The sequence below is a fragment of the Buttiauxella sp. B2 genome (assembly GCF_006376615.1).
In the GTDB taxonomy this organism is placed as follows: Bacteria; Pseudomonadota; Gammaproteobacteria; order Enterobacterales; family Enterobacteriaceae; genus Buttiauxella.
Map to the genome: position 1 here is coordinate 36,417 of NZ_VEXQ01000019.1, position 26,891 is coordinate 63,307.

General features: G+C 49.7%; 19 protein-coding genes and 2 pseudogenes. 7 read left to right on the plus strand and 14 right to left on the minus strand.

The features are described 5' to 3' along the window. Nucleotides 1-26: 26 nt before the first annotated feature. Nucleotides 27-698, minus strand: coding sequence for a 7-carboxy-7-deazaguanine synthase QueE (gene queE, locus FH968_RS18190; RefSeq protein WP_139882161.1), 672 nt, complete (start codon nucleotides 696-698; stop codon nucleotides 27-29). 206 nt (nucleotides 699-904) lie between these two features. On the opposite strand from queE, the gene FH968_RS18195 reads away from it, so the two are divergent. Then, nucleotides 905-2,017 (plus strand): M20 family metallopeptidase, encoded by a 1,113-nt coding sequence (locus FH968_RS18195; protein ID WP_139882162.1) that lies wholly within the window; start codon nucleotides 905-907, stop codon nucleotides 2,015-2,017. Between the two features lie 44 nt (nucleotides 2,018-2,061). On the opposite strand, the gene adhP is transcribed toward FH968_RS18195, so the two are convergent. The 6 genes from adhP to rlmD all read right to left on the minus strand — a co-directional run bounded on the left by adhP (nucleotide 2,062) and on the right by rlmD (nucleotide 10,974). Continuing rightward, a complete protein-coding gene (gene adhP / locus FH968_RS18200) occupies nucleotides 2,062-3,078 on the minus strand; it encodes an alcohol dehydrogenase AdhP (RefSeq protein WP_139882163.1) in 1,017 nt (338 codons plus the stop codon). A gap of 172 nt (nucleotides 3,079-3,250) precedes the next feature. Then, on the minus strand, nucleotides 3,251-4,555 hold the full coding sequence (gene eno, locus FH968_RS18205; protein ID WP_139882164.1) for a phosphopyruvate hydratase: 1,305 nt from the start codon (nucleotides 4,553-4,555) through the stop codon (nucleotides 3,251-3,253). An 84-nt stretch (nucleotides 4,556-4,639) separates the two neighbouring features. Continuing rightward, nucleotides 4,640-6,280, minus strand: coding sequence for a glutamine hydrolyzing CTP synthase (pyrG, locus tag FH968_RS18210; protein WP_139882165.1), 1,641 nt, complete (start codon nucleotides 6,278-6,280; stop codon nucleotides 4,640-4,642). Nucleotides 6,281-6,505: 225 nt separating this feature from the next. Beyond that, nucleotides 6,506-7,297: a nucleoside triphosphate pyrophosphohydrolase gene (mazG, locus tag FH968_RS18215; protein ID WP_139882166.1), complete on the minus strand. Its 792-nt coding sequence runs from the start codon at nucleotides 7,295-7,297 to the stop codon at nucleotides 6,506-6,508. An 84-nt stretch (nucleotides 7,298-7,381) separates the two neighbouring features. Continuing rightward, nucleotides 7,382-9,610, minus strand: a complete 2,229-nt coding sequence (gene relA / locus FH968_RS18220; RefSeq protein WP_139882167.1) for a GTP diphosphokinase — start codon at nucleotides 9,608-9,610, stop codon at nucleotides 7,382-7,384. Nucleotides 9,611-9,660: 50 nt separating this feature from the next. Then, the gene (gene rlmD / locus FH968_RS18225; RefSeq protein ID WP_139882168.1) at nucleotides 9,661-10,974 is read right to left on the minus strand and encodes a 23S rRNA (uracil(1939)-C(5))-methyltransferase RlmD; all 1,314 of its coding nucleotides are present in this window, start codon (nucleotides 10,972-10,974) and stop codon (nucleotides 9,661-9,663) included. Nucleotides 10,975-11,034: 60 nt separating this feature from the next. Between rlmD and barA the strand changes: the two genes are divergently transcribed. Beyond that, a complete protein-coding gene (barA, locus tag FH968_RS18230; protein ID WP_139882169.1) occupies nucleotides 11,035-13,794 on the plus strand; it encodes a two-component sensor histidine kinase BarA in 2,760 nt (919 codons plus the stop codon). 110 nt (nucleotides 13,795-13,904) lie between these two features. On the opposite strand, the gene FH968_RS18235 is transcribed toward barA, so the two are convergent. Genes FH968_RS18235 through FH968_RS18245 form a run of 3 tightly spaced genes read right to left on the minus strand, consistent with a single transcriptional unit; the run spans nucleotide 13,905 to nucleotide 17,771 of the window. Next, the gene (locus FH968_RS18235; protein ID WP_139882170.1) at nucleotides 13,905-15,047 is read right to left on the minus strand and encodes a glycerate kinase; all 1,143 of its coding nucleotides are present in this window, start codon (nucleotides 15,045-15,047) and stop codon (nucleotides 13,905-13,907) included. Nucleotides 15,048-15,094: 47 nt separating this feature from the next. Continuing rightward, nucleotides 15,095-16,435, minus strand: a complete 1,341-nt coding sequence (gudD, locus tag FH968_RS18240; protein ID WP_139882171.1) for a glucarate dehydratase — start codon at nucleotides 16,433-16,435, stop codon at nucleotides 15,095-15,097. A 28-nt stretch (nucleotides 16,436-16,463) separates the two neighbouring features. After that, nucleotides 16,464-17,771, minus strand: a complete 1,308-nt coding sequence (locus FH968_RS18245; protein WP_139882172.1) for an enolase C-terminal domain-like protein — start codon at nucleotides 17,769-17,771, stop codon at nucleotides 16,464-16,466. Between the two features lie 73 nt (nucleotides 17,772-17,844). Here FH968_RS18245 and FH968_RS18250 point away from each other — a divergent pair. The 5 genes and pseudogenes from FH968_RS18250 to FH968_RS18275 all read left to right on the plus strand — a co-directional run. Next, nucleotides 17,845-18,153 (plus strand): annotated as a pseudogene (locus FH968_RS18250) (transposase); the annotation flags it as partial. Nucleotides 18,154-19,133: 980 nt separating this feature from the next. Beyond that, nucleotides 19,134-21,866 (plus strand): magnesium-translocating P-type ATPase, encoded by a 2,733-nt coding sequence (mgtA, locus tag FH968_RS18260; protein ID WP_139882174.1) that lies wholly within the window; start codon nucleotides 19,134-19,136, stop codon nucleotides 21,864-21,866. Nucleotides 21,867-21,934: 68 nt separating this feature from the next. Further along, a complete protein-coding gene (locus tag FH968_RS18265; RefSeq protein ID WP_139882175.1) occupies nucleotides 21,935-22,171 on the plus strand; it encodes a hypothetical protein in 237 nt (78 codons plus the stop codon). Nucleotides 22,172-22,173: 2 nt separating this feature from the next. Next, nucleotides 22,174-23,826 carry a Na/Pi cotransporter family protein gene (locus FH968_RS18270; protein WP_139882176.1) on the plus strand — a complete coding sequence of 551 codons (1,653 nt, stop codon included), beginning with the start codon at nucleotides 22,174-22,176 and terminating at the stop codon, nucleotides 23,824-23,826. 43 nt (nucleotides 23,827-23,869) lie between these two features. Beyond that, nucleotides 23,870-24,217: an SLOG family protein gene (locus FH968_RS18275; RefSeq protein WP_139882177.1), complete on the plus strand. Its 348-nt coding sequence runs from the start codon at nucleotides 23,870-23,872 to the stop codon at nucleotides 24,215-24,217. Between the two features lie 159 nt (nucleotides 24,218-24,376). On the opposite strand, the pseudogene FH968_RS18280 reads toward FH968_RS18275, so the two are convergent. From FH968_RS18280 to FH968_RS18295, 4 genes and pseudogenes are all read right to left on the minus strand, one after another. Further along, nucleotides 24,377-24,952: pseudogene (locus FH968_RS18280) on the minus strand (MFS transporter); the annotation flags it as partial. Between the two features lie 303 nt (nucleotides 24,953-25,255). Further along, nucleotides 25,256-25,705 (minus strand): flavodoxin, encoded by a 450-nt coding sequence (locus FH968_RS18285; RefSeq protein ID WP_139882178.1) that lies wholly within the window; start codon nucleotides 25,703-25,705, stop codon nucleotides 25,256-25,258. 27 nt (nucleotides 25,706-25,732) lie between these two features. Further along, nucleotides 25,733-26,503, minus strand: a complete 771-nt coding sequence (gene truC, locus FH968_RS18290) for a tRNA pseudouridine(65) synthase TruC (protein ID WP_139882179.1) — start codon at nucleotides 26,501-26,503, stop codon at nucleotides 25,733-25,735. Then, nucleotides 26,503-26,832 (minus strand): YqcC family protein, encoded by a 330-nt coding sequence (locus FH968_RS18295; RefSeq protein WP_139882180.1) that lies wholly within the window; start codon nucleotides 26,830-26,832, stop codon nucleotides 26,503-26,505. The genes truC and FH968_RS18295 overlap by 1 nt, the downstream gene beginning before the upstream one ends. Nucleotides 26,833-26,891: the final 59 nt, after the last annotated feature.

Consider the following 26,891-nt stretch of genomic DNA (forward strand, 5'->3'; position numbering starts at 1 on the left):
AGGCACCTTAAGGTGCCTTTCTTGTTTTAAGCGATATTCAAATATTTATGTGTCTGCATTGAAAGCCGCCAATTACGGGCAATACAGGTTTCAATACACAGACGCGTTGCATCTTCTTTCTGGCTGATAGGCTGCAGCGCAATCACACGCTTTTTATCATCTACCAACGTCGCTAATAGCTCGTCCAGCGCCTCAATATCACGCATACGCCCTACAGGATGTTTAATTTCATCAGCGCGTTCTAATGCCTGAGAAAGCACGTCGTAACCGCCACGCATGTTCACTTTTGGAGAAACAGTAACCCAAGTATCTGCCGTACAGCGCACTTCGTGTGTGCCGCTGGTTTCAATCTGGCAGCTATAGCCATGGTGTTCAAACAATGAGGTTAACGGTATGAGATCGTGAATACACGGTTCGCCACCGGTAATCACCACATGCCGAGCGGTGTAATCCTGACGCTGGAAAATTGCCAGCAGATCTTCAGCACTGGCGCTGCCCCATTTATCACTTTCTTTGGTTTTAGCCAGAATGCTGAACAGAGAGACTTCACGATCCGCGAGTTTTTCCCAGGTGTGTTTGGTATCGCACCACGCGCAACCCACTGGGCAGCCTTGTAGGCGAATAAAAATGGCGGGCACACCAGTAAAATAGCCCTCCCCTTGTAGGGTCTGGAACATCTCGTTAATCGGATACTGCATAGTCATCTCAGATAATAGGTGTAAAGAGCAATTATCGCAGAAGTAACGGTTGAGATCATGTGCAACTCATTATTGTGTCAGTCATCACAACAATCACCCTTCCCTCAGCTCTAAGTAAGCCCGCTTGATCACCGTCATATTTCGCAGCACATCATGCTTTTAGCATCCAAAGATTATTTATACGACTTATGATTGCGGAGTAGCCCATGGACTTAAAACAGTATATTCAAGAGCTAAAAAAAGTAGTCAATATCGACTGTGGGACGGCAACGATCGACGGTGTTGAGGAAGTTAGTCGTATTATCCAGCAGTGGTATCAGAATGAGAATTGGCACTGCGACAAGGTCTCGCTGGGTGAAAAAGTCGGTCCTGGATTGTTTGCAACCAACAAACCAGACGCTGAATATTATGACGTGTTACTCGTCGGCCATATGGATACCGTGTTCCCTGAAGGTACTGTGGCTGAACGTCCTTTTCGGATTGAAGGAAATCGAGCTTACGGCCCTGGCGTATCTGACATGAAGAGCGGGTTACTGAATATTCTTTGGGCACTTCGTGAGATGGATAAAGCGACTCTGGAGCGCTTATCCATTGGCGTGGCCATGAATCCTGATGAAGAAACCAGCTCTCTACATTCCCGTCATTGGCTTGGCGAACTGGCAAAACGTAGTCGTTGTGTACTGGTGTGTGAAGCCGCAAGAGCTGACGGTTCGCTGGTGAAAGCGCGTAAAGGCATTGCAGGCTATAAGCTGACGTTTAAAGGTGTCGCAGCACATGCCGGTAATGATCCTGAATCAGGCCGCTCCGCAATTAAAGCACTGGCGCATGCCGTTCTGGAAATAAGTGAACTGGCAGATATTTCCAAAGGAACCACCATTAATACCGGTGTAATTTCTGGCGGCGTGGTGGCGAATATCGTACCTGAGCATGCAGAAATGATTGTCGATGTCCGTTTCCAGGATAACGAAGAATATGCGCGCGTGCATGCCGCAATCCAGGCATACAACCAGCATGAATTCGAGCGGGATGTGAAAACCACTGTTCACCAGCTGACACAAAAACCAGCCATGTCGCCAACTGCCGATACTGAAGTACTGATGAAGCTTATTGAGCAAGCCGGAGCCGCTGAAGGTATAGACGTGCGCTGGAAGTCGGTAGGTGGTGGTTCTGATGCCAACTATATCGCAGCGTTAGGGGTGCCTGCACTGGATGGCCTTGGCCCAATTGGTGCTGGTTTCCATAGTGCGTCAGAGTATCTGGAACTGGATAGCATAGAGCCAAGAATTCGGTTGCTTAAACGGGTAATTCAGTCGCTGTAGTTAAAAAACGGCCGGTAATCCGGCCATTTTTCATTCAATGTCGCTTACTTCTTAGTTTTAAAATCGATAACCATGCGGCCTTTGATTTTGCCATCTTCCATTTCTTTGAAGATAGCGTTGATATCTTCAAGTGGGCGCATTGTTACTTTTGGAACCACTTTCCCTTCAGCCGCGAACTGGAATGCTTCAGTCAGGTCCATACGTGTGCCCACCAGTGAACCGACAACTTCAATACCATCAAGCACCAGGCGCGGGATATTCAGGCTCATAGACTCAGAAGGTAACCCGACAGCAACAATACGGGCACCAGCACGAACAGCATCAACAGCAGAATTAAACGCAGCTTTCGCCACTGCAGTGACTACCGCCGCGTGTGCGCCACCAACTTTCTCCTGGATGATTTTTGCAGCATCTTCATTACGTGAGTTAATCACCAAATCAGCGCCACACTCTTTAGCGAAATCGAGCTGCGCATCGTTGACGTCGATGGCAATAACTTTGGCATTAAAGACATTTTTCGCATATTGCAGTGCAAGGTTGCCAAGACCACCCAAGCCATAAATCGCAATCCACTGGCCCGGTTTAACGTGGGAAACTTTTACCGCTTTATACGTTGTAACACCTGCGCAAGTGACGCTGCTTGCGGCGGCAGATTCGAGGCCATCTGGTACTTTAACTGCGTAGTCAGCTACAACGATGCACTCTTCTGCCATGCCACCATCAGCGGTATATCCCGCATTTGTGACGCTTCGACATAGCGTTTCGTTGCCGCTATTACAGTATTCACAGTTTCCACATCCACGAAAGAACCAGGCAACGCTTGCACGATCACCCACTTTCAGTGAAGTCACACCAGGGCCGATTGACTTCACTACGCCGATACCTTCATGACCCAGCGTAATACCCGTTACATCACCAAAATCACCATTTTTTACATGTAAGTCGGTATGGCAAACCCCACAACACTCCATCGTCAGTAACGCTTCACCGTGCTCAAGTGCACGAACAGGCTTATCGATGATGCCAACAGAGTGGTCTTTGTTAACTACTGCAGCTTTCATGGCGGTCTCCTGACCTGTGAGTAAAATAACCCAGTAAGTCTGGTTGAGAGGTCAGGAAAGCGCAAACAATGGCCCTCGCTTAATACGAGCAAGCCTCAGAATTCAGGAAAAAAGAGCACAAAAAAACCCGCCGAAGCGGGTTTTTCTCAGAACTTAAAGCAGCAGTAACGAATTACTGACCTTTAACTTCTTTCAGACCGTTGAACGGAGCTGGTGTACCTTGTGCAGCCAAAGCTTCTTCGATACGAATCAGCTGGTTGTACTTAGCAACACGGTCAGAACGGCTCATAGAACCAGTTTTGATCTGGCCTGCAGCAGTACCAACAGCCAGGTCAGCGATGGTAGCGTCTTCAGTTTCGCCTGAACGGTGAGAGATAACTGCAGTGTAGCCAGCATCTTTCGCCATTTTGATCGCAGCCAGAGTTTCGGTCAGAGAACCGATCTGGTTGAATTTGATCAGAATGGAGTTAGCGATACCGTTGTCGATACCTCTTTTCAGGATTTTGGTGTTAGTTACGAACAGGTCGTCACCAACCAACTGGAGTTTGTCGCCCATGACTTTAGTCTGGTATGCGAAACCATCCCAATCAGATTCGTCCAAGCCGTCTTCGATAGAAACGATTGGGTACTGTTTGGTCAGGTCTTCCAGGAAGTGGGTAAATTCTTCAGAGGTGAAAGCTTTGTTGCCTTCGCCAGCCAGAACGTATTTACCATCTTTGTAGAATTCAGAAGCAGCACAGTCCATAGCCAGAGTAATGTCTTTACCCAGCTCGTAACCTGCAGCTTTAACCGCTTCAGCGATTACAGCCAGTGCTTCAGCGTTGGAACCCAGGTTTGGCGCATAGCCACCTTCGTCACCAACAGCAGTACCCATACCTTTAGATTTCAGAACTTTAGCCAGGGTGTGGAAAACTTCAGAACCCATACGGATGGCTTCTTTCAGAGTTTTCGCACCAACTGGTTGAATCATGAACTCTTGGATATCAACGTTGTTATCAGCGTGCTCGCCACCGTTGATGATGTTCATCATAGGCAGAGGCATAGAGTATTTGCCTGGAGTGCCGTTCAGTTCAGCGATGTGTGCATACAGCGGCAGGCCTTTAGAGGCAGCAGCAGCTTTAGCAGCAGCCAGAGATACAGCCAGGATTGCGTTAGCGCCGAAGTTAGATTTGTTCTCGGTGCCATCCAGGTCGATCATGATCTTATCGATGTTAGCCTGGTCTTTCGCATCTTTACCAGTTACAGCCGCAGCAATTGGACCGTTAACTGCAGCAACGGCTTTCAGAACGCCTTTGCCCAGGAAGCGAGATTTGTCGCCATCGCGCAGTTCCAGCGCTTCGCGGGAACCAGTAGAAGCACCTGATGGTGCAGCAGCCATACCTACGAAACCGCCTTCCAGATGAACTTCAGCTTCAACAGTCGGGTTACCACGGGAGTCGATGATTTCACGACCGATGACTTTAACGATTTTGGACATTAGATTTTCCTCAGTACAAGTTAAACTAAAACTCCAGACAAACAACGCGCGAAACATTCGCGCGTTGTCGTTCTAACTTTCTGCTTACTTCGCCTGACGCTTCTGGTACTCACCGGCAGCTTTTACAAAGCCTGCAAACAATGGGTGCCCATCACGAGGAGTAGAAGTAAATTCCGGGTGGAACTGGCAAGCAACAAACCACGGATGATTTGGCACTTCGATGATTTCTACCAGTTGATCATCACCGGAACGGCCCGCAACGCGCAGACCTGCTGTTTCGATTTGCTTCAACAACATGTTGTTGACTTCATAACGATGGCGATGGCGCTCAACGATTGTCGGTTCACCGTACATCTGGCGTACCAGACTACCATCGGTCAACTGACACTGCTGGCCACCAAGACGCATGGTGCCGCCTAAGTCACTCTTTTCAGTGCGAACTTCAACGTTACCTTCTTCATCACGCCACTCGGTGATTAATGCAACCACCGGGTATTTACAGTCTGGCACAAATTCAGTTGAGTTGGCGTTAGCCATACCTGCAACGTTTCGTGCGAACTCAATGAGCGCGACCTGCATACCCAAGCAAATGCCCAGATATGGAATATTCTGCTCACGAGCATAACGCGCGGTGGCGATTTTGCCTTCCACACCACGGTAACCAAAACCGCCAGGGATAAGGATAGCATCCAATCCCTTCAGCACTTCTTCAGCACCGCGAGTTTCAACATCCTGCGAGTCAATCAGCTTGATGTTAACGGTCAGACGATTTTTCAAACCACCGTGTTTCAATGCTTCAATCACAGATTTGTAGGCATCTGGCAGTTCAATGTACTTGCCGACCATACCAATTGTGATTTCGCTTGTCGGATTCGCTTCTTCGTAAATAACTTGTTCCCATTCGGACAAGTTAGCTTCAGGAACGTTCAAGCTGAATCGTTTACAAATATAATCGTCCAGACCCTGTGATTTCAACAGACCTGGAATTTTATAGATTGAATCGACATCTTTTAGAGAAATAACCGCTTTCTCCGGGACGTTACAGAACAATGCAATTTTTGCACGTTCGTTTGCCGGAACCACGCGGTCAGAACGGCAGATCAGCACATCAGGCTGAATACCGATAGAAAGCAGTTCTTTTACGGAGTGTTGGGTCGGTTTAGTTTTCACTTCACCGGCAGCCGCTAAATAGGGCACCAGAGTCAGGTGCATATAGAGCGTGTGCTCACGACCCACTTCTACAGCCATCTGACGAATCGCTTCGAGGAACGGCAGGGATTCGATATCACCTACAGTACCGCCGATTTCTACCAGCACGACATCGTAGCCTTCGCCACCTTCAAGGATGCGTTCTTTGATAGCGTTCGTGATGTGTGGAATAACCTGGACTGTCGCGCCCAGATAGTCGCCACGGCGTTCTTTACGCAAAACTTCTGAGTAAATACGACCAGTGGTGAAGTTGTTACGACGCGTCATTTTGTTGCGAATGAAACGCTCGTAGTGACCTAAATCCAGGTCGGTTTCAGCGCCGTCTTCTGTAACGAACACTTCCCCATGTTGAATAGGGCTCATGGTACCCGGATCGACGTTGATGTACGGATCGAGTTTCATGATGGATACGTTGAGGCCACGGGCTTCGAGAATAGCTGCGAGGGAGGCTGCGGCAATGCCTTTACCCAGAGAGGAAACGACCCCGCCGGTCACAAAAATATAGTTCGTTGTCATGCTGAACCTGAGAAGTTAGGTTTAAAGACGATGGGAGTACTAAGACGGGAAAGTAGTATACCCGAACAGTATCGGCGCCACAAATTTTCATTCTGTCTGCAAAGCCCTGACCTCGCTCGTTGTCAGGGCACTGAAAATAGCTCGTCTGGCGTAAATGTTTTTGACTCAAATCAAACGCTTGTTAAATCGAAATGGCCATAACAGGCACCTGAGCTGAAAAACACGTTAGATATCAGAATCCTTGAGTTTAACTTGCTGCCAGGCATTTTCCATCTGTTCGAGCGTCGCTTGCTCCATTTTCAACCCTTGCGCGGCAATAATCTGCTCCACCTGGCGGAAACGTCTCTCGAATTTTAGGTTGGCTTTTTGTAATGCAGTTTCGGCTTTGGTCCCTAAATGGCGTGCAAGATTAACGGTGGCAAACAATAAATCACCGACTTCTTCTTCCAGTTTTGCTTCATCAACGACAACTTGTTTAGCTTCAAACATCACTTCGTCAATCTCTTCGTAGACTTTGTCTAATACCGGGCCAAGAGTGGTCCAGTCGAAGCCGACTGTCGAACAACGCTTCTGAATTTTTTGTGCACGCATGAGAGCAGGAAGCGCATGAGGGATGTCATCCACTGCGGAATGCTGCGCTTTTTCAGCACGCTCATCGATTTTAATTTGCTCCCAACGAGCCAGCACTTCAGTGCTGTTTTCAGCAGTAGCATCTGCAAAGATGTGCGGGTGGCGGCGCTCGAGTTTGTCGCTGATTGCAGCGCAGATATCGTCGAAGTTAAAGCGACCTTCTTCTTGAGCCATTTGCGCGTAAAACACCACCTGGAACAGCAAATCGCCCAGTTCTCCGCGTAAATCATCAAAATCTTCGCGGTTGATGGCATCAAGCACTTCGTAGGTTTCTTCCAGAGTATGGGGAGCAATGGTCACGAAGGTTTGCTCTTTGTCCCACGGACAACCGGATTCAGGGTCACGCAGGCGCTTCATAATGCCCAGAAGGCGGGAAATTTGGCTCATATTGATTCCTTGCATTAAAAACACCTCTCACCCAGACCTTCTCTCTGATAAAGAGAAAACAGCCCAGAAATGAGAGGAAAATAACTAACCGTGCAATCGCTTCGCGTCGATAATATCCGGCACCTGATTCAGTTTGCCCAGCACGCGGCCCAGTACCTGAAGGTTATAGATTTCGATATTCATGTCGATGGTTGCCAACTGCTGCCTGGTATCGCTGCGGCTTGCAACACCCAATACATTCACCTTTTCATTCGCCAGAATGGTGGTGATGTCACGCAGCAAACCACTGCGATCGTTGGCGGTGACGCGTACCACCAACGAGTAGCCACTTGAATAGCTTTCGCCCCATACCGCATCAACAATACGTTCCGGTGCGTGAGATTGCAGTTCAGCAAGCTGGTCACAATCAGCGCGATGGATAGAAATACCGCGCCCTTGAGTGATGAAACCGACAATTTCATCGCCCGGAATCGGCTGGCAGCAACGCGCAATGTGGTGCATCAGATTACCGACACCTTCCACCACAACGCGGCCATTATCTTTGCTGCGCGATTGTGATGAGAAGGTTTTCTGTTTCAACTGACGAAGCGCTTGCTCATCCTGTTCAGCCGCAGTTGGCTTATTGAATTGCGCTTGCAGGTAATTGCTCATCTGGTTAAGACGAATATCACCCCCACCAATTGCCGCTAATAACTCATCGATTTCATTGAAGTTGTAGCGTGGCAGCAACGATTTCTCAGCCTCTTTCAGGCTGATACCCAGATGTTCAATTTCGTCATCGAGGATCTGCCGTCCAGCCAGAATATTTTTGTCGCGATCTTGTTTCCGGAACCAGTTGTGGATTTTGGCACGACCACGGCTGGTGGTGATGTAGCCCAGGTTTGGGTTCAACCAGTCACGGCTCGGGTTAGGTTGTTTCTGGGTGATAACTTCGATTTGGTCACCCATTTGCAACTGGTAGGTGAATGGCACAATACGCCCACCGATTTTTGCACCAATGCAACGGTGTCCAACATCACTGTGGATGTGGTAAGCAAAATCAAGCGGAGTGGAGCCTGCAGGCAAGTCCACCACATCACCTTTCGGGGTAAACACATACACGCGGTCATCAAATACCTGGCTGCGTACTTCATCCAGCAGTTCGCCAGAATCGGCCATTTCTTCTTGCCAGGCGATCAGTTTACGCAACCACGCAATGCGGTCTTCATGGCCGGAGCTTCCGCTACGGGCATTGCCCTCTTTGTACTTCCAGTGGGCTGCAACCCCCAGTTCCGACTCTTCATGCATCTGCTTAGTACGGATTTGGATTTCAATCGTTTTACCGTTTGGCCCGAGTACAACAGTATGAATCGACTGATAACCATTCGGTTTCGGGTTAGCTACATAGTCGTCAAACTCGTCCGGCATATGACGATAGTGTGTGTGCACAATGCCGAGTGCGGCGTAGCAGTCCTGCAAACGCTCCGCCACGATGCGCACGGCACGCACATCAAACAACTCATCAAAGGCAAGAGACTTTTTCTGCATCTTGCGCCAGATACTGTAGATGTGTTTGGGACGGCCATACACTTCAGCCTTAACACCCTCTTCTTTCATCGCTTTACGCAACGCACTGACAAAATCATCAATGTAATGCTCACGGTCGATACGACGCTCGTGCAGCAATGTCGCAATACGTTTGTATTCAGCAGGATGCAGGTAGCGGAAGCAGTAATCTTCCAGCTCCCATTTGAGCTGACCAATCCCAAGGCGGTTGGCGAGCGGTGCATAAATATTGGTACATTCTTTTGCCGCCAGAACGCGTTCGTCTTCCGGTGCATCTTTTACTTCACGTAAATGAGCGATGCGCTCTGCTAGTTTGATAACCACACAACGGAAATCGTCGACCATCGCCAGCAACATGCGGCGAACGTTATCAACTTGTTCAGCAGAGACGGAATCTGTATGGGCAGCTTTTAACTGACGGATGGCCGCCATGTCGCGCACGCCATGAATGAGCGTTACAACCTGGCTATCAATGCTTTCACGCATCACATCTTCGGTGACCACTCCCGCGTCGGCAAGAGGGAACAACAATGCGGCTCGCAGCGTGTCATTGTCCATGCTCAGCATCGACAGGATTTCCACCATCTCAACGCCACGCCACAACAGCAGTTCAGCGTCAGGATGGCCTTTGGTCTGTTGCTCGCAATACCGCCAGGTTTCGGCTAAGCGTTCACATGACTGCTGGTTGGTGATCCCGAGGCTAGCAATCCATCTATCGGGCGCAAATTCGCCAGCTTTATTGAGATGTGCACTTCTTACCGCAACCATTGTCCTCTCCTATTGGTTATAAATCAGGTCACACGACCTGGTCTAACCACTTAATTCCGCTCAAATAGCGCCATAGACTCCAGATGCCCCGTGTGCGGAAACATATCCAGCATGGCCAATTGGCGCAGTTGGTAGCCTGCTGCCAGCAATGCCTCGCTATCACGGGCAAGCGTTGTCGGGTTACATGAAACATAGACCACTCGCTTTGGAGCAAGTGTAATCACATGCTGCATCACTCCCGGCGCACCCGCTCTCGCGGGATCGAGCAATATTTTGTCAAAACCTTGGGCTGCCCAAGGTTGACGAGTCACATCATCTTCCAGGTTTTCATGAAAGAATGTGACATTTTTCAGCGAATTATATCGCGCATTATATTCACCTTTCGCCACCAGCGCAGCAACGCCTTCCACCCCCACGACACTTTCAGCGCGTATTGCCAGCGGCAGCGTAAAATTTCCCATTCCGCAGAACAGGTCCAGCACCCGGTCGGTTGGCTGAATATCCAGCCATTCGATGGCACGAGCGACCATCTGCTGATTCACCTCATCATTTACCTGAATGAAATCGCGCGGGCTGAACGTTAAGCGTAGCCCGTCTGAGTGATAGCAGGGTTCATCGTCACCAAGCGCCGTGAGTGTCTCACCGTCTGGGGCTAAAAACAGCGCGACGCCTGTAGAATGCGAAAAGCGTTCCAGTTTTTGCCGATCATCATCATGAAGTGCATCTAAATGGCGCAACACCATCAGTGGACCATTATCGGCAAGCACTAATTCAACATGCCCTAAACGTCGTACCGCCTTTAATTCTGATAAACATTGGTGCAATGGTTCAAGCAGCGCTTCAAGTTGGGGCGCCAACACGGGGCAGTGGTGAATATCCACCAGCTCACTATCATGGGATTTACGAAAACCTATCTGTAAGGTTTGCGTTTTAGCGTGATAATTCAAGCCCAAGCGCGCACGGCGACGATAACCCCATGGCGAGCCAGAAATTATTTCGTTCACTGCAACCGGGTTTTCACGCGTTCCCATCATGCGCGCCAGTGCACGGGATTTTGCTTGCTGCTGCAATTCGATACTGGCATGTTGCTGCTGGCAACCACCACAGACACCAAAATGTGGGCAACGCGGCGCAACACGTTGCGGGCTATCATTTAAACGGCGCTTAACTCGAGCCTGAGCGAAGTTGCGTTTATCATCGGTAATCGTGACTTCAACCTGCTCACCGGGCAGTGCGCCCTGGATAAAAAGCGCTTTGCCATTGTGACGCGCAACACCCTGGCCAAATGGGTCAAGGTCGCTAACGTTCACGGTTATGATTTGACGAGTCGTAACCCGTCGCTTTGCAGAGTAGAATTGCGCCATGAGCCAGAGTGCTCTCTCAAAATATTAATTATTGCTTCAATTGTCCCATATCGGAACCCCATGACCAACTACAGCCTGCGCGCACGCATGATGATCCTGATTCTGGCGCCGACATTAATGATCGGTTTATTGCTCAGCATCTTTTTTGTCGTCCATCGTTACAACGACTTGCAGCGTCAGTTAGAAGATTCTGGTACTAACATTATCGAGCCGCTGGCCGTTGCAAGTGAATACGGTATGAGTTTCCACAGCCGTGAATCCATTCGCCAGTTAGTTAGCGTGTTGCACCGCCGTCATTCCGATATTGTGCGGGCGATTTCCGTTTTTGACGAAAACAACAGGCTGTTTGTCACCTCCAATTATCAGCTCAATGCGTCGATACTGAGGTTGCCAAACAATGAAAAGCCACCACACAGTTTAAGCATCTCGCGGCATGGTGATTCGATTATTCTGCGCACTCCCATTATTTCCGAAAGCTACTCACCTGATGAATCAGAGGTCACCGACGCGAAACCTGCGGGTAACACCCTCGGCTATGTCGCCATTGAGCTCGACCTGAAATCCGTGCGCTTGCAACAGTACCGCGAGATTTTTATTTCAACACTGATGATGTTGTTCTGCATCGGCATCGCAATGTTGTTTGCCTACCGTTTGATGCGCGATGTCACTGGGCCTATTCGTAATATGGTGAATACGGTCGACCGGATACGGCGCGGGCAGCTCGATAGCCGAGTGGAAGGTTTCATGCTCGGCGAACTGGATATGCTGAAGAACGGGATCAATTCGATGGCGATGTCGCTGACGGCTTATCACGAAGAAATGCAGCACAATATTGACCAAGCGACATCCGATTTACGTGAAACCCTGGAGCAGATGGAAATCCAGAACGTTGAGCTGGATCTCGCGAAGAAACGTGCTCAGGAAGCCGCGCGTATTAAATCTGAATTCCTCGCTAATATGTCTCACGAACTGCGCACTCCGTTGAATGGCGTAATTGGTTTTACTCGTTTGACGCTGAAAACAGATTTGAACGCCACGCAGCGTGATCACCTGCATACTATTGAACGTTCGGCCAATAACCTGCTAACCATTATTAATGACGTGCTGGACTTCTCCAAACTTGAAGCTGGCAAACTGATTCTTGAAAGTATTCCTTTCCCGCTGCGCAATACGCTCGATGAAGTCGTGACATTGCTCGCGCATTCAGCCCATGACAAAGGTCTGGAACTGACGCTTAACATCAGAAACGATGTGCCGGATAACGTGATAGGCGATCCGCTGCGTTTGCAGCAGGTGGTGACCAATCTGGTGGGGAATGCAATCAAGTTTACCGAAAGCGGCAATATCGATCTGGTCGTCGAGAAGCGCTCGCAGGGGAACAACAAAGTCCAGGTTGAAATGCGGATCCACGATACCGGAATCGGTATTCCTGAACAGGAACAGTCGCGGTTGTTCCAGGCATTTCGTCAGGCAGACGCCAGTATTACCCGGCGCCACGGTGGTACGGGGCTTGGGCTGGTTATCACGCAAAAACTGGTTAGTGAAATGGGCGGAGATATCTCTTTCCATAGCCAGACAAATCAAGGTTCTACCTTCTGGTTCTACATCAATCTGGACTTAAATTCCAATGCAGTTCTGGATGGTTATTCGACCGAAAATCTGGCTGGCAAGCGCATTGCCTATGTTGAGCAAAATGCCACTGCGGCGCAAAGCACGCTCAATATTTTGGCGAATACTCCGCTCGAAGTGGTTTACAGCCCATCGTTTTTGACCCTTGCAGAAGGGCACTACGATATTATGCTGCTCGGCATTCCAGTCACATTCCGCGAAACGCTGACAATGGCAAATCCGAAACTGGCGAAAGCTGCCACCATGGCTGACTGCCTGATTTTCGCACTTCCAAGCCATGCACAAGTTGATGCGGAATCGCTTAAAAAGCAGGGTGTGACTGCATGCTTATTGAAGCCAGTCACCTCGACTCGCCTGCTGCCACTGTTGGCAGAACATACCTTTTCATCCGATCCAACCCTGATAAACAGCTCTGAAAACAGAAAGTTGCCGCTGACCGTGATGGCTGTTGATGATAACCCGGCAAACCTTAAACTCATCGGCGCGTTGCTTGAAGACCATGTACAAAATGTCGAACTCTGTGGCAGTGGCGCACAAGCGATTGAACGTGCAAAACAGATGCAGATAGACATTATTTTGATGGATATTCAGATGCCTGAAATGGACGGAATCCGCGCCTGTGAATTGATTCGCCAGATGCCGCACCACCAGCAAACACCGGTCATCGCCGTTACGGCGCACGCCATGGCGGGGCAAAAAGAGAAGTTACTCAGTGCTGGAATGAACGACTATCTGGCAAAACCAATTGAAGAAAACAAGCTGTATAACCTGCTAATTCGCTACCAACCAGGTGCAATAACTGCGCCTGCGTTACCTGCTAACGTAGAAACGTTAGTGCCTGACCACAATCAAAATCAAACTCTGGATTGGGCTCTGGCGTTGCAACAGTCCGCGAATAAACCAGATCTGGCGCGCGATTTACTACAAATGTTATTGGCATTCTTGCCGGAAGTGCGTAACACCGTTGAAGAACAGCTCGTGGGGGAAAACCCAGAGAGGTTGGTTGATATCATTCACAAACTCCATGGTAGTTGCAGCTACAGCGGCGTACCACGATTGAAAAATTTGTGTAAGACACTTGAGCAACAGTTGCGTAATGGCATGAAGCCAGAAGATTTGGAACCCGAACTTTTCGAGCTTCTTGACGAGATGAACAATGTTTCTAAAGAAGCACAAAGAATGCTGGGCTGAGGCTGATGACAAACCTTTTTGCTGGAGGGTTTCGTAGGTCGGGTTAGCGCATGCGACACCCGACAGCATGCATTGAATTAACTGGTGGATGTCGCTTGCGCTAATCCCCCCTACGAAAGACGTTGCCCCACAGCAAGCGTTGCGGCGATATTGCGTGAGGCCATACGCAGATTTTCCCCAGCGTTTTCCAGCGCTTCTTCCAGCGTACAAACGCGGTACAGCACGCTAAATACGGCATCCAGACCATGTTCATACACCGCGCCGACATCCGGCGTTAAACTCCCGGCAATAGCAATAACCGGTTTGTTATAGCGTTTCGCGACTTTCGCCACACCAATCGGCACTTTGCCATGAATAGACTGGCTATCGATGCGTCCTTCTCCGGTGATCACCAGATCTGCATCGCGAACCAGTTCATCAAGCTTCAACGCTTCAGTCACTATCTCAATACCTTGTCGCAGTTCTGCACCACAAAAAGCATACAACGCAGCCCCCATGCCACCCGCAGCCCCGCCACCAGAAAGTTCCAATACATTAATATCGAGGTCACGGGAAATAATTTTTGCGTAGTGTTCAAGAGCCTGGTCGAGTTCGTCGACCATTTCCGGTGTCGCGCCTTTTTGTGGGCCAAAGACTGCTGACGCCCCATCTTTGCCAGTTAGCAGATTGGTGACATCACACGCGACTTCAATGCGGCACTCTTTTAGCCGCTTATCCATCCCGCTGATATCGATAGATGCAAGCCTTGCAACTTCACCACCACCATACCCCAACGGCTCGCCATCCTGGTCCAGCAAACGTGCACCCAGCGCTTGCATCATGCCTATACCGCCGTCATTAGTGGCGCTACCACCGATGCCAATAAGAATGCTTTTCACGCCGTTGTCCAGCGCGTAGCGAATCAGCTCGCCCGTTCCCCACGATGTGGTATTAAGCGGATTGCGTAATTCAGAAGGAACTTGCTCCAGTCCACTCGCCGCTGCCATCTCTATAAAAGCCTGCTGCTTGTCACCTGATATTCCGTAAAACGCCTGAATAGGTTCACCCAATGGGCCGGTGACACCCACTTCGATGATTTCACCGTCCGTTGCCGCGACCATAGCCTCGACAGTACCTTCGCCCCCATCCGCAACGGGTAACTTCACATAGCTGGCATTCGGAAACACTTCCCGAAAACCGGCTTCAATCTGTGTCGCAACCTCCAGAGCACTGAGGCTCTCCTTGTATGAATCTGGGGCGATTACAATTTTCATATGCCATCCGTCGCTATGTGATTTGAGCCAGGTCGTTAGGGTATAGATTAGCGCACCATACAAGGCCGCTTATTATTAAACGTCCATTCTGGGATCAAGTACTGCATCGCCATTGCATCATCACGCGCGCCCAGTCCATGCTGCTGATAAAGTTCATGTGCTTTCATCACTTGATCCATATCCAGCTCAACACCTAAACCTGGAGTTTTTGGCACTTGTACCATGCCGCCTTTGATTTCAAACGGTTGTTTGGTCAGACGTTGATTACCTTCCTGCCAAATCCAGTGAGTGTCGATGGCGGTAACTTTACCCGGTGCAGCGGCTGCAACATGAGTGAACATCGCCAGTGAGATATCGAAGTGGTTGTTAGAATGCGAACCCCACGTCAGGCCAAACTCATGGCACATTTGCGCGACGCGAACCGAACCTTGCATGGTCCAGAAATGTGGGTCAGCCAATGGGATATCAACAGATTGCAGCGACAATGTGTGACCCATCTGACGCCAGTCGGTGGCAATCATATTGGTTGCGGTTGGCAAGCCTGTTGCACGACGGAATTCAGCCATAATTTCACGACCTGAATAGCCTTGCTCAGCACCGCATGGATCTTCTGCATACGCCAACACACCACGCAATTGCTTGCCAATACTAATTGCTTCATCAAGCGACCAGGCACCGTTCGGGTCAAGCGTTACACGAGCTTGTGGGAAGCGCTTTGCCAGCGCGGTCACCGCTTCTGCCTCGTCACTCCCGGCTAATACACCGCCTTTAAGTTTGAAGTCATTGAAGCCATATTTTTCGTAGGCAGCTTCTGCGAGGCGCACAACAGCATCCGGCGTCATCGCTTCATCATGGCGAATACGATACCAGTCGCATTTTTCATCGGGCTGGCTCTGATAAGGCAGCGGAGTGTGTTTGCGATTGCCAACGAAGAACAAATAACCCAGCATTTCGACTTCGCTACGCTGCTGCCCGTCGCCCAGCAAAGAGGCCACGTTCACGCCCAAGTGCTGCCCAAGCAAATCCAGCATGGCCGATTCAATACCAGTGACAACGTGAATAGTGGTGCGTAAATCAAAAGTCTGTAAACCACGGCCGCCAGAGTCACGGTCGGCAAATTCGGCTCGCACTACGTTGAGGATATTTTTGTACTCACCCAGCGTCTTGCCAATCACCAGCGCTGCGGCATCTTCCAGAGTCTGGCGAATCTTTTCCCCACCAGGGATTTCACCGACCCCTGTATGGCCTGAGTTATCTTTGATAATCACAATATTACGGGTAAAGAATGGCGAGTGAGCACCGCTCAGGTTCATCAGCATACTGTCTTGGCCCGCAACGGGAATAACCTGCATAGCGGTGACTACGGGGGTCGAAATTGAAGTCGTCATGTTACTCATTCCTTGTCATCAAGATGAATTAGTTGCGGCCAAATGCCGGGCGTTTACGGTCGAATGTCCAGCCAGACACAAGGTATTGCATTGCCGTCGCGTCGTTGCGCGAACCACCCGGAAGGGATTTATACACTTCGTGGGCTTTCTGCACCTGTTCCCAGTCAAGTTCGACACCTAAGCCTGGCGCATCCGGTACCGCGATTTTACCGTTAACTATTTGCAGCGGAGATTTCGTCAGGCGCTGGTCTCCTTCTTGCCAAATCCAGTGTGTGTCAATGGCTGTTGGTTTGCCTGGTGCTGCTGCACCAACATGGGTAAACATCGCCAGTGAAATATCGAAATGGTTATTGGAGTGACAACCCCACGTCAGGCCCCATTCATCGCACATCTGCGCGACACGAACTGCACCGCTGAGTGTCCAGAAATGCGGATCGGCTAACGGAATATCCACTGCATTTAGCATGATTGAGTGGCTCATTTCACGCCAGTTGGTGGCAATCATATTGGTCGCAACCGGTAGGCCAGTGGCGCGGCGAAATTCAGCCATAATCTCGCGCCCGGAGTAACCTTGTTCCGCGCCGCAAGGATCTTCCGCGTACGTCAACACATCACCCATACCCTTACACAGAGTAATGGCTTCATCCAGCAACCAGGCACCGTTAGGATCGACAGTAATGCGAGCATCTGGAAAGCGTTTTTTCAACTCACGAGCAGCATCCAGCTCTTGCTCTCCAGGCAAAACACCGCTTTTGAGTTTGAAATCTTTAAAGCCATACCTGTCCTGAGCGGCTTGAGCGAGCCGCACAATAGATTCGCAGCTCATTGCTTCCTGATGGCGCAAATCATACCAGGCGTGATGCGCATTTTTACCGTCCAGATAAAGCAAATCGGTTTTATTACAATCGCCGATATAAAACAGATAACCCAACACCGTAACTTCATCGCGCTGTTTACCCGGACCTAAAAGCTCGCAAACCGGAACATTCAGCGCCTTACCGAGTAAATCGAGCAATGCGGCTTCGAGTGCAGCGACTGCATTAACTCGTAGTTCAAAAGTCCACGCGCCTTTGCCGAAGGTATCAAAATCAGCGGGCTGATTACCTTTGTGGACGTTTTGCACCACGCGGTTCATTCGCGCGATTTCCTGGCCGACTACTTGAGGAATAGCATCCACCAGCGCCTGATAAATCACTTCTCCACCTGGCGCTTCACCTACGCCGGTGTGCCCGGCGTTGTCGGTAAGAACCACAATATTGCGGGTGAAAAAGGCACCGTGTGCGCCACCAATGTTCAGCAGCATGCTGTCATTCCCCGCCACAGGAATAACTTTCATCTCTGTTGTGGATCAGCCATTCAGGACACCTCGAAATCCTGTTAATGTTAAAACAGTGAACATGAGGTGATGCATGATCAATACTCGTCGGACTAAACGCACCTTTTCCCCGGAGTTCAAACTCGAAGCTGTCGAGCAGGTGGTTAAATACTTGCGCGATGCCAGGGAAGTCGCACAGGCACTCGAACTCGAACTCGATCCTGACCATTTGCGCAAATGGATACGGCTGTATAAGCAGGAACTTCAGGGGATTGCGCCAGCTGGTAATGCAATTACTCCTGAACAACGCGAAATTCAGCAGCTTAAAGCGCAGATAAAGCACCTTGAAATGGAAAAAGAAATACTAAAGCAGGCTGCCCTACTGACAACCGAAAGATACCCAGGTTAATCAGAAGACACTGAAAAAACATTAACTACCGATACGGCTTTGGAAGTTCTCTCAGCTCGCAGTTACATTCATTCTCGTGGCGGGCAGTGATGCCTGAATATCCAGGATAAAACCCACCCAACATCACTGGAATATAAACGGATGATTTTAATCTTACTTTGCACCTTGACAATAATAGAGTGCATGGGTAGATTGCACGAGCCGGAAGTAGCGGCCTTTACTAACTTAATATAAGAGAATAATGGACACTGTATCTATTAACTTGCCGAATGAAGCTGTCAAAGCTGTTCGGAATATTAAACATGAAAATGATTGTGCTCTTTTCATGGTTTGGGTGTGCACCGCCAGAGCTTAAGCTCTTGTGTTTTCATACCTCAGCCTGAAACTCACGGTCCCGAGGTGTGTTATGAAGTTCAAATCAACCTTTTTCCCCGATGCCGTCTCCTTTGCATCCACTTTGCGTGTACGCCCGTCCCGCGACAGGACAATGTCGGCCTGCAAGAAACATACATCCTCTATTTTTTCCTCAAAAATCAATAAAATGAATCAGAGACTCACCAGCTGGCGCGTCAGTCCCGTTACCGGCCAGCTGGAACAACGCTGTACCTTTTCTGAAAGCGAAGAACCTCAAAGTCGGCCCATCTCTGCCTGATTTGGCTGGCGGCGCAACAATTACCCTTTGACTGGACCTGAAGGTTTTATCAATCGGGAAAATGCCCGGCACTAAACGGCATCATCATTAACGCTTGAAACTTTTCTGGGATTTATTCCGTTTGCGAATATTCCGGAAGGCGAAGCCTCGCGTTAATAAAGCACTATAGCAGACTCTGACTATTCATAAATTGAATAGCGCGGAACCCTGCACCAAATTAATTATAAAACCGAACGCTTCATACGATGTGGGATATTTATTGCGACCTTTACAGGCTACTGACATTAAATATTTCATGTTGTCTGGCGGCAGGAGTACCACCATGACTGTAAAAAACAAAATTTCTGGCCAAAAAAGCCAAAATAAATCTGCGAAAAACAGTGCGCTATCAATGCGTGCCGTTCAGGAAGGTCACAACGATGTGACCGTCACGTTGCTTAATCTTAATACCAGCAAAGCCGGATTACTCAATACTCAGGCCGCACTGCGCCTGGAAAAAGAAGGCTTCAACGAAGTCGCCCACGATAAGCCGCCACATGCACTGGTTCAGTTGCTAAAGGCTTTTAATAATCCTTTTATTTACATTCTCGCCGCACTGGCTGCCATCAGCGTTTTTGCTGACTATTGGCTGCCAATTCATAACGGAGAAGAAGGAGATCTGACCACGGTGATTATCATCGCGACCATGGTGGGATTAAGCGGGCTCCTGCGTTTCTGGCAGGAACATCGTTCTGCAAAATCTGCGGAAGCGTTAAAAGCCATGGTGCGAACCACGGCGACGGTGCTACGCCGCGATAACCTTAATACCGCCGGGAAACCGCGCGAAATCCCAATGCGCAACCTGGTCGTTGGCGATATTGTGATGCTGTATGCCGGAGATATGATCCCCGCAGATGTGCGGCTGATTGAGTCGCGCGATCTGTTTATCAGCCAGGCTGTATTAACCGGTGAAGCCTTGCCGGTTGAGAAATACGACACGCTGGGCGACGTGGCCCAAAAGTCAGCCAGTGCAAAGGCGGAAGAAGGTGAAAACCTGCTGGATATTCCCAACATCTGCTTCATGGGGACTAACGTCGTTAGCGGTACGGCAAAAGCGGTGGTTGTGGCAACCGGTTCACGCACCTATTTTGGTTCACTGGCGAAAGCCATTGTCGGCACTCGTTCGCAAACGGCCTTTGACCGCGGCGTTAATAGCGTCAGCTGGTTATTGATTCGCTTTATGCTGGTGATGGTGCCAGTGGTGTTTATGATTAACGGCGTGATGAAAGGCGACTGGTGGGATTCCCTGCTGTTCGCCATGGCGGTCGCCGTAGGCTTAACGCCTGAAATGTTGCCGATGATTGTCAGCGCTAACCTTGCAAAGGGTGCGATGGTGATGTCGAAACGTAAGGTGGTAGTGAAACGCCTTAATGCTATCCAGAACCTCGGGGCGATGGACGTGCTGTGCACTGACAAAACCGGCACCCTGACGCAGGATAAAATAATCCTGGAGCATCATATTGATACTCTTGGGCAGAAAAATGCTTCGGTGTTATCACTGGCGTGGCTAAACAGCCACTATCAAAGCGGCATTAAAAACCTGATGGATCAGGCGGTATTGCACTTCGCGGAAAAGAGCTTCAGCGAAAATGAGCCGGGCTTCGTCAAACCCAAGGGCTATACCAAGGTTGATGAGTTACCTTTTGATTTTATTCGTCGCCGTCTGTCCATCGTCGTTGAAGACACGCAGCAGAATCACCTGCTGGTGTGTAAAGGCGCAGTTGAGGAAATGCTGGGCATTTCCAGCCACATTTATGAAAACGGCAAGGTCGTCACGCTTGACCAGAATCGTCATAAAGCGCTGCTGGAATTGGCTAACGATTACAACAAGGACGGCTTCCGTGTGCTGGTAGTAGCGACACGTGATATCCGTAAAAGTGAGGCCAAAAAGCAGTACAGCACGGCAGACGAGCATGATTTGATTATTCATGGTTTCCTGACCTTCCTCGATCCACCGAAAGAAACGGCCGGTCCAGCCATTGCTGCACTGCAAGAAATTGGCGTCAGAGTCAAAGTCCTGACCGGCGATAACGCTATAGTCACCAGTCGCATCTGTCGTCAGGTTGGGCTTGAACCCGGTGAACCGGTGCTTGGCCCGCAGCTGGAAAAATTGGATGACGAAGCACTGAAGCTGCTGGTTGAAGAGCGGACGGTGTTTGCGAAACTGACTCCGCTGCAAAAATCACGCGTGCTCAAAGCGCTACAGGCTAACGGTCATACCGTTGGTTTCCTCGGTGATGGCATCAACGACGCCCCTGCCCTGCGTGATGCTGACGTTGGCATTTCGGTCGACAGCGGAACCGACATCGCCAAAGAGTCTGCCGATATCATTTTGCTGGAAAAAAGCCTGATGGTGCTGGAAGAAGGCGTGCTCAAAGGCCGCGAGACTTTTGGCAATATCATGAAGTATCTGAACATGACGGCCAGCTCCAATTTTGGCAACGTGTTTTCTGTGCTGGTGGCCAGCGCCTTTATTCCGTTCCTGCCGATGCTGGCGATTCACTTATTACTGCAAAACCTGATGTACGATATTTCTCAGCTGGCTCTGCCATGGGACAAAATCGATAAAGAATTCCTGCAAAAACCGCGAAAATGGGATGCGAAAAATATTGGTCGCTTTATGGTCTGGATTGGGCCGACCTCTTCAATATTCGACATGACCACCTTTGCCCTGATGTGGTTCGTATTTTCTGCCAACAGCGAACAGATGCAGACTCTATTCCAGTCCGGCTGGTTTGTTGAAGGATTATTATCCCAGACGCTGGTAGTGCATATGCTCAGAACGCAGAAAATCCCGTTCTTCCAGAGTACCGCTGCTTTGCCGGTGCTGCTGATGACCGGTCTGGTCATGGCGCTGGGTATCTACATTCCGTTCTCACCGCTGGGCCCGTTGGTTGGCTTACAGGCACTGCCATGGCAGTACTTCCCCTGGCTTGTCGGCACGCTGCTGGCTTACTGCTGCGTGGCTCAGATGATGAAAACTTTCTATATTCGCCGCTTTAAACAGTGGTTCTGATTCACGCTTAACAAGGAGCCGCCAGCGGGCGGTCTCCTGTCATTCAAGTCAATAAATGTGAATGCGCCATGAAACAGTATTCCTCAGCTTTTTTGCTGATTAAAAATAAAGTCATCATGCTGGTGGTGTTATTTTTAATGAAAATTAACCGCGTACTACAGACCGTTGGGCTTAGGTATTACCGCTCAGGGGAAATTAGTCACCGCCAAATAAAACTTCTTTTGAATGTCGCCAGTGTCATACATCGGTTATCGATGGCATTGCTGCGCTGTTATAAAAGCATCACCCTGAAAAAGGGGAAGTAACTATGTCCGGAACAACTTTATTAATAAACCTGGCTGGCGCCATCGCTTTACTGCTTTGGGGCAGCCATATGATTTCTTCGGCGCTGGGCCGTGGCTTTGGTACTCCGCTGCGCAGCTGGATGGGACGTCATCTTAAAAACCGCTGGATGGCGTTGCTGGCAGGTATCGGTATTACCGCGCTGTTGCAAAGCAGTACGGCGGTGAGTTTGATGGTCACCTCTTTTACCGCTTCGGGCACGCTGAGCCTTGCCCCGGGGCTTGCCGTCATGCTGGGTGCCAATATTGGCTCCACGCTTGTGGTTCAGGTGATGAGCTTCAATACGGCGATAGCGATTCCTTTGCTGCTGCTGATGGGCTTTGTGGTCTTCAAACTGCGCGACAGCTCGGGCTTTGAGAGTGCCGGCTGCGCCATGATGGGTCTGGGAATGATGCTACTGGCGCTAAGCCAGCTCAGCGCAGCACTTGCACAGATAGAATCTACCCCGGTATTTCAGGCGGTAATGCAAGGGCTGGAAGGAGATACTCTTATTGCGCTGATTGTGGCAATGATGCTGACGCTTATTTGCCACTCAAGCGTAGCGGTGATTTTGCTGATTTCCGTACTGGCGGCGACCGGCGTAATGACGCCAGCGACGGCAATGGTTCTGGTTATCGGCGCTAATATTGGCGGTGCTCTTCCGCCTCTGCTAAGCGCAAACTCTCCCGTTGCACGCCGACTCCCGGCCGGTAATTTAATTGTGCGCACGATAGGCGGCCTGGCCGCACTGGCACTGCTGCCAGAGTTAACCGAGTTGGCAGTAACATCGGGTTTAACTACGCCACAGCTGGTAGTTGGTTTTCATACTGCTTTTAGCATAGTGCTGGCACTTTTGTTTATTGGCCTTACAGCACCTTTTGCTCGCCTGCTCGAGCGCTTTTTCCCGGACGAGCCTCAGCCTGCAGACGCAGGATTGCCGCTTTACCTTGACGAAGCCGGGCTGGATATCGCCTGGCTTGGTTTGTCGAACTCGGTGCGCGAATCTCTGCGCTCCGCTGACATGCTGACCCAAATGCTCGACCGGCTGGTGGTTCTTTTTCGCACTCATGAACAGGGCGTAGCCAATGAAATTCGCGAGGTTGATCGGTCGCTGGATCATCTCAGCGCGGCTATTCGCGCCTATCTGGCCGATATTGGTCAGGACGGGCTCAGTGACTCAGACGCAGACCGCGCGCAGGAAATACTCATGTTCGTCATTAATTTTGAACATGCGGGCGACATTATCTCCAGCAATCTGACTCAGTTAGCCACGCGCCGCGCCCGCCGAGGGGAACAATTCACCGAGTTTGAGTTAAACAACATTCACCTGCTGCACAGAGAATTGCAGACCAGCCTGCGTCTGGCCGTCACGGCATTTTTGGCTGAAGACACCAATGCCGCGCATCAGCTGAAAGCACGTAAAGAAGTCATTCGCCAGCTAGAGGCCACCGCCAGCCGGGAGCATTTCAGAAAACTGCGTGAAGATAAAAACACCTGGGCAGAATCTGGCGATATTTTCCAGCGGGTGCTTCGAGACTACCGTCGCGTGCATCACCATATTGCTGCCGTGGCCTACCCGGTACTCGACAGACTCGGAGATGAAGTCGTACAACAGACTCAGAACACTTCGGAAGCTTGAATAATAAAAACAGCCCGGTTGGGCATCAAATTTAGGACAAGAGATGAGAGTATTAATTTGTGCAGGCCGGTTTTATGCTGACAGTAATAACGTCACACGCATTCTCGAGCTTTGCGAGCAAAAGCAACCGATTGATGTAGTTATCCACGGCGGTCATCAATCTTTAGGCGGTATTATTGAGGGCTGGGCGCGGGATGCCGATGCCCATGTGGTGCGATACCCAGCCAACTGGGCGATGCACGGTAAATATGCCGAGGTTCGCCGCAATCTTTTTATGCTTGAAGACAGCCGCCCTGATGTAATACTGGCATTTCCCGGTGGCGAAGACACCGCTGACTGCATCAGCCTGGCTCATAAAGCGGGTATAAAAGTCATCGAGATCGATAGCTAATGCTCACAGCTTCAGTGAATTTTTTCCTTTTTTAGCGCCATGGGCAGACTGCTACACTTCTCGGGTCAGGCTCATACAATAAAATTTATGTGTATCCTCAGCAGTGGAAAGGAGCAGGATGTTATGTCGCAAACAGCAGTGAATCATCTCCGCCATGAACATAAAGAAATAGGTTAAGGCATTAATGCAGTACTGGCCGATGTAGATACCGATCATCATCCTTGAACCGATCAACTGTTTGATCTGGCCCCATTTCTGCGCCATCGGAATATGTTCTTTGGCTTGCTTCTGATCCATATTGATCAGCGCCCAACCGTCTTCGATGTACTCCAGTTCTTTCTTATTCACTCCTGGATGATTGTTAGGTTCGTGAATAACTTTCAGCCAGACGAAGCTGATGCCAAAGCCACTGAAGATATCAACGAAGCCTTGCAGCAAAGTAAATAGCGACCAAATAAAGATCGACCAGAAATAAACGCGTTTGGATCCAAATTTATCAAGCAACCAACCGCCGGGGATTTGACCAATAACATATGCCCAAGAAAACGCGGAAAATACATATCCCATGCCAATAGCATCAAGACCGATATCTTTCGCCATTTCCGAACCGGCAATAGATAACGTCGCGCGGTCACCATAGTTAAACGAGGTGACGATGAAGAGCATTACTACTATCCAATAACGAGCGTTGGTTCTTTTCTCGGCAACGCTCGCCGCCTGGCTAATCGTATTCATGTTGCACTCCTGAATTATAGCTTTCAGCTACAGTTCATTCTGTACTTGTAGGGTTATCAGAATGAGGTATCGGCCGGTCCGCAGTATATTTGTGGCGTTGAATCTGCGGTTTATTGTTTGGCCGAGAGAAAGTATATGAAGGGAGTGAAAATGCCTCATCGTGCAAAGACACAATTTTTCTGCACGCTTTATGAGCGCTTTGTGGCTTCTGTCCAATGTGCTGGGGGATGGTTCACGATTTTTGAAACAAAGTTAAAAGATGGCGAATAATGCTTACGTTTATTCGCCAGGTACTTTTTGTCACTAACTTAACAGCGCAGCCCACTGCTCAACCCATGGGTTAGATACCGCTTCAGGCTCTGGGTGATCGTTGGCATCAATGGCCAAAACATTGCCAATACGTTTGGCACCCTGCTCTTGTAGCAAGGCATCGAACTGTTTACCGCCACCACAAAAATGCTCGTAGTTGCTGTCGCCTAAGGCAATCAAACCGTAACGTAATTCAGGCTGGTATCCGAGTTTATCTTTTATCGCCTGAAAAAGAGGAACGATGCTGTCTGGCAAATCGCCCTGGCCGGTTGTTGAAGTCACAACCAGTACATATTGGTCGCTAAACTTTTGCCAGTCTGCCAGTTCAGGGTCTTCAAATACTGTGGCTTTGTGACCTTTCTTTTTTAGAATCGCTTCGGCTTCTTCCGCCACCAACAGCGAGTTTCCATACATCGTACCTACAAAAATCCCCACTTCGGCCATCAGTTAACTCCTTGCGTTACGGCTGTATTAATCATCCTGGCCGTTGCTTGCGACAAACTCAACCTTTTCGATATCACTCAGCAATCCGCGCCAGCCAAACTGTGACATCATCTGCATCCAGGTGTCATCAAGGCCTGCACGAATACACAGCGGTTCACCCGTTACTGGGTGATTTAATGAAAGTTGGCTTGCGTGAAGCATCAAGCGTTCGCAGCCAAAATGCTCGGCCGCAGCGCGGTTTTGACGCAAATCACCGTGTTTGGAATCACCAATCATTGGGTGGCGTAGGTGAGACATATGGCGGCGCAGCTGGTGTTTGCGGCCAGTTTTAGGTTCCAGTTCAACAAGGCTGTAGCGGGCCGTTGGGTAGCGGCCAATCGGAACCGGCATTTCAACCGTCGCCAGACCGCGATAATGCGTTACCGCTGGCTGTGGTTCTTTATTCTGAGTCGCTTTTTTATCCGCGATTTTATCCAGCTCTTCGACGAGCGGATAATCAAGCACCGCTTCATCTTCAAGCCAACCACGGGTGAGCGCATGGTAGCGCTTTTGAATTTGATGATTTTCAAACTGCTGTGATAACAAATGAGCGACTTCGCTGGAAAGTGCCATCAGCAACACACCGGAGGTCGGCCTGTCGAGGCGATGAACGGTGAAAACATGCTTCCCAATTTGGTCACGTACAGTTTGCATCACGAAAACTGTTTCATGTCTGTCTAGCCAACTGCGGTGGACTAACCAGCCTGATGGTTTGTTTACCGCCACCAGCCATTCATCCTGATAAATAATTTCCAGCATCAGTTAGTGTCACTCGCAAACAAAGCATCAAGTTCTTGCAGCGCTTTTAACAACGGATCGCGTCCAACATGTGCCGCATCCAACGCCATTTCATAATAAGGCGCGATTGCAAAATCCGCAGGCAAAGGGTGTTGGGCATCAATAAGCGCGTGCATTCTTGGGATCAGAACCCATTGCAACCATTCATGAGGTTGCAATGTATCAAGACAAAACGGTTGGGTGCTTTCAAAGGCTTCAGCGTTTGGCGCACAGCCCTGCCAAAGTTGATGGTCACGCAAAACTTGTTCAATGTTGTGTAGATGCTGGCGTACCAGCGCGTGGCGTTCCATGAAAACCTCAGGCATCAGTCGAAAGAAGCCGGCAAGCATACCATTTCTTAAGGAGCGGT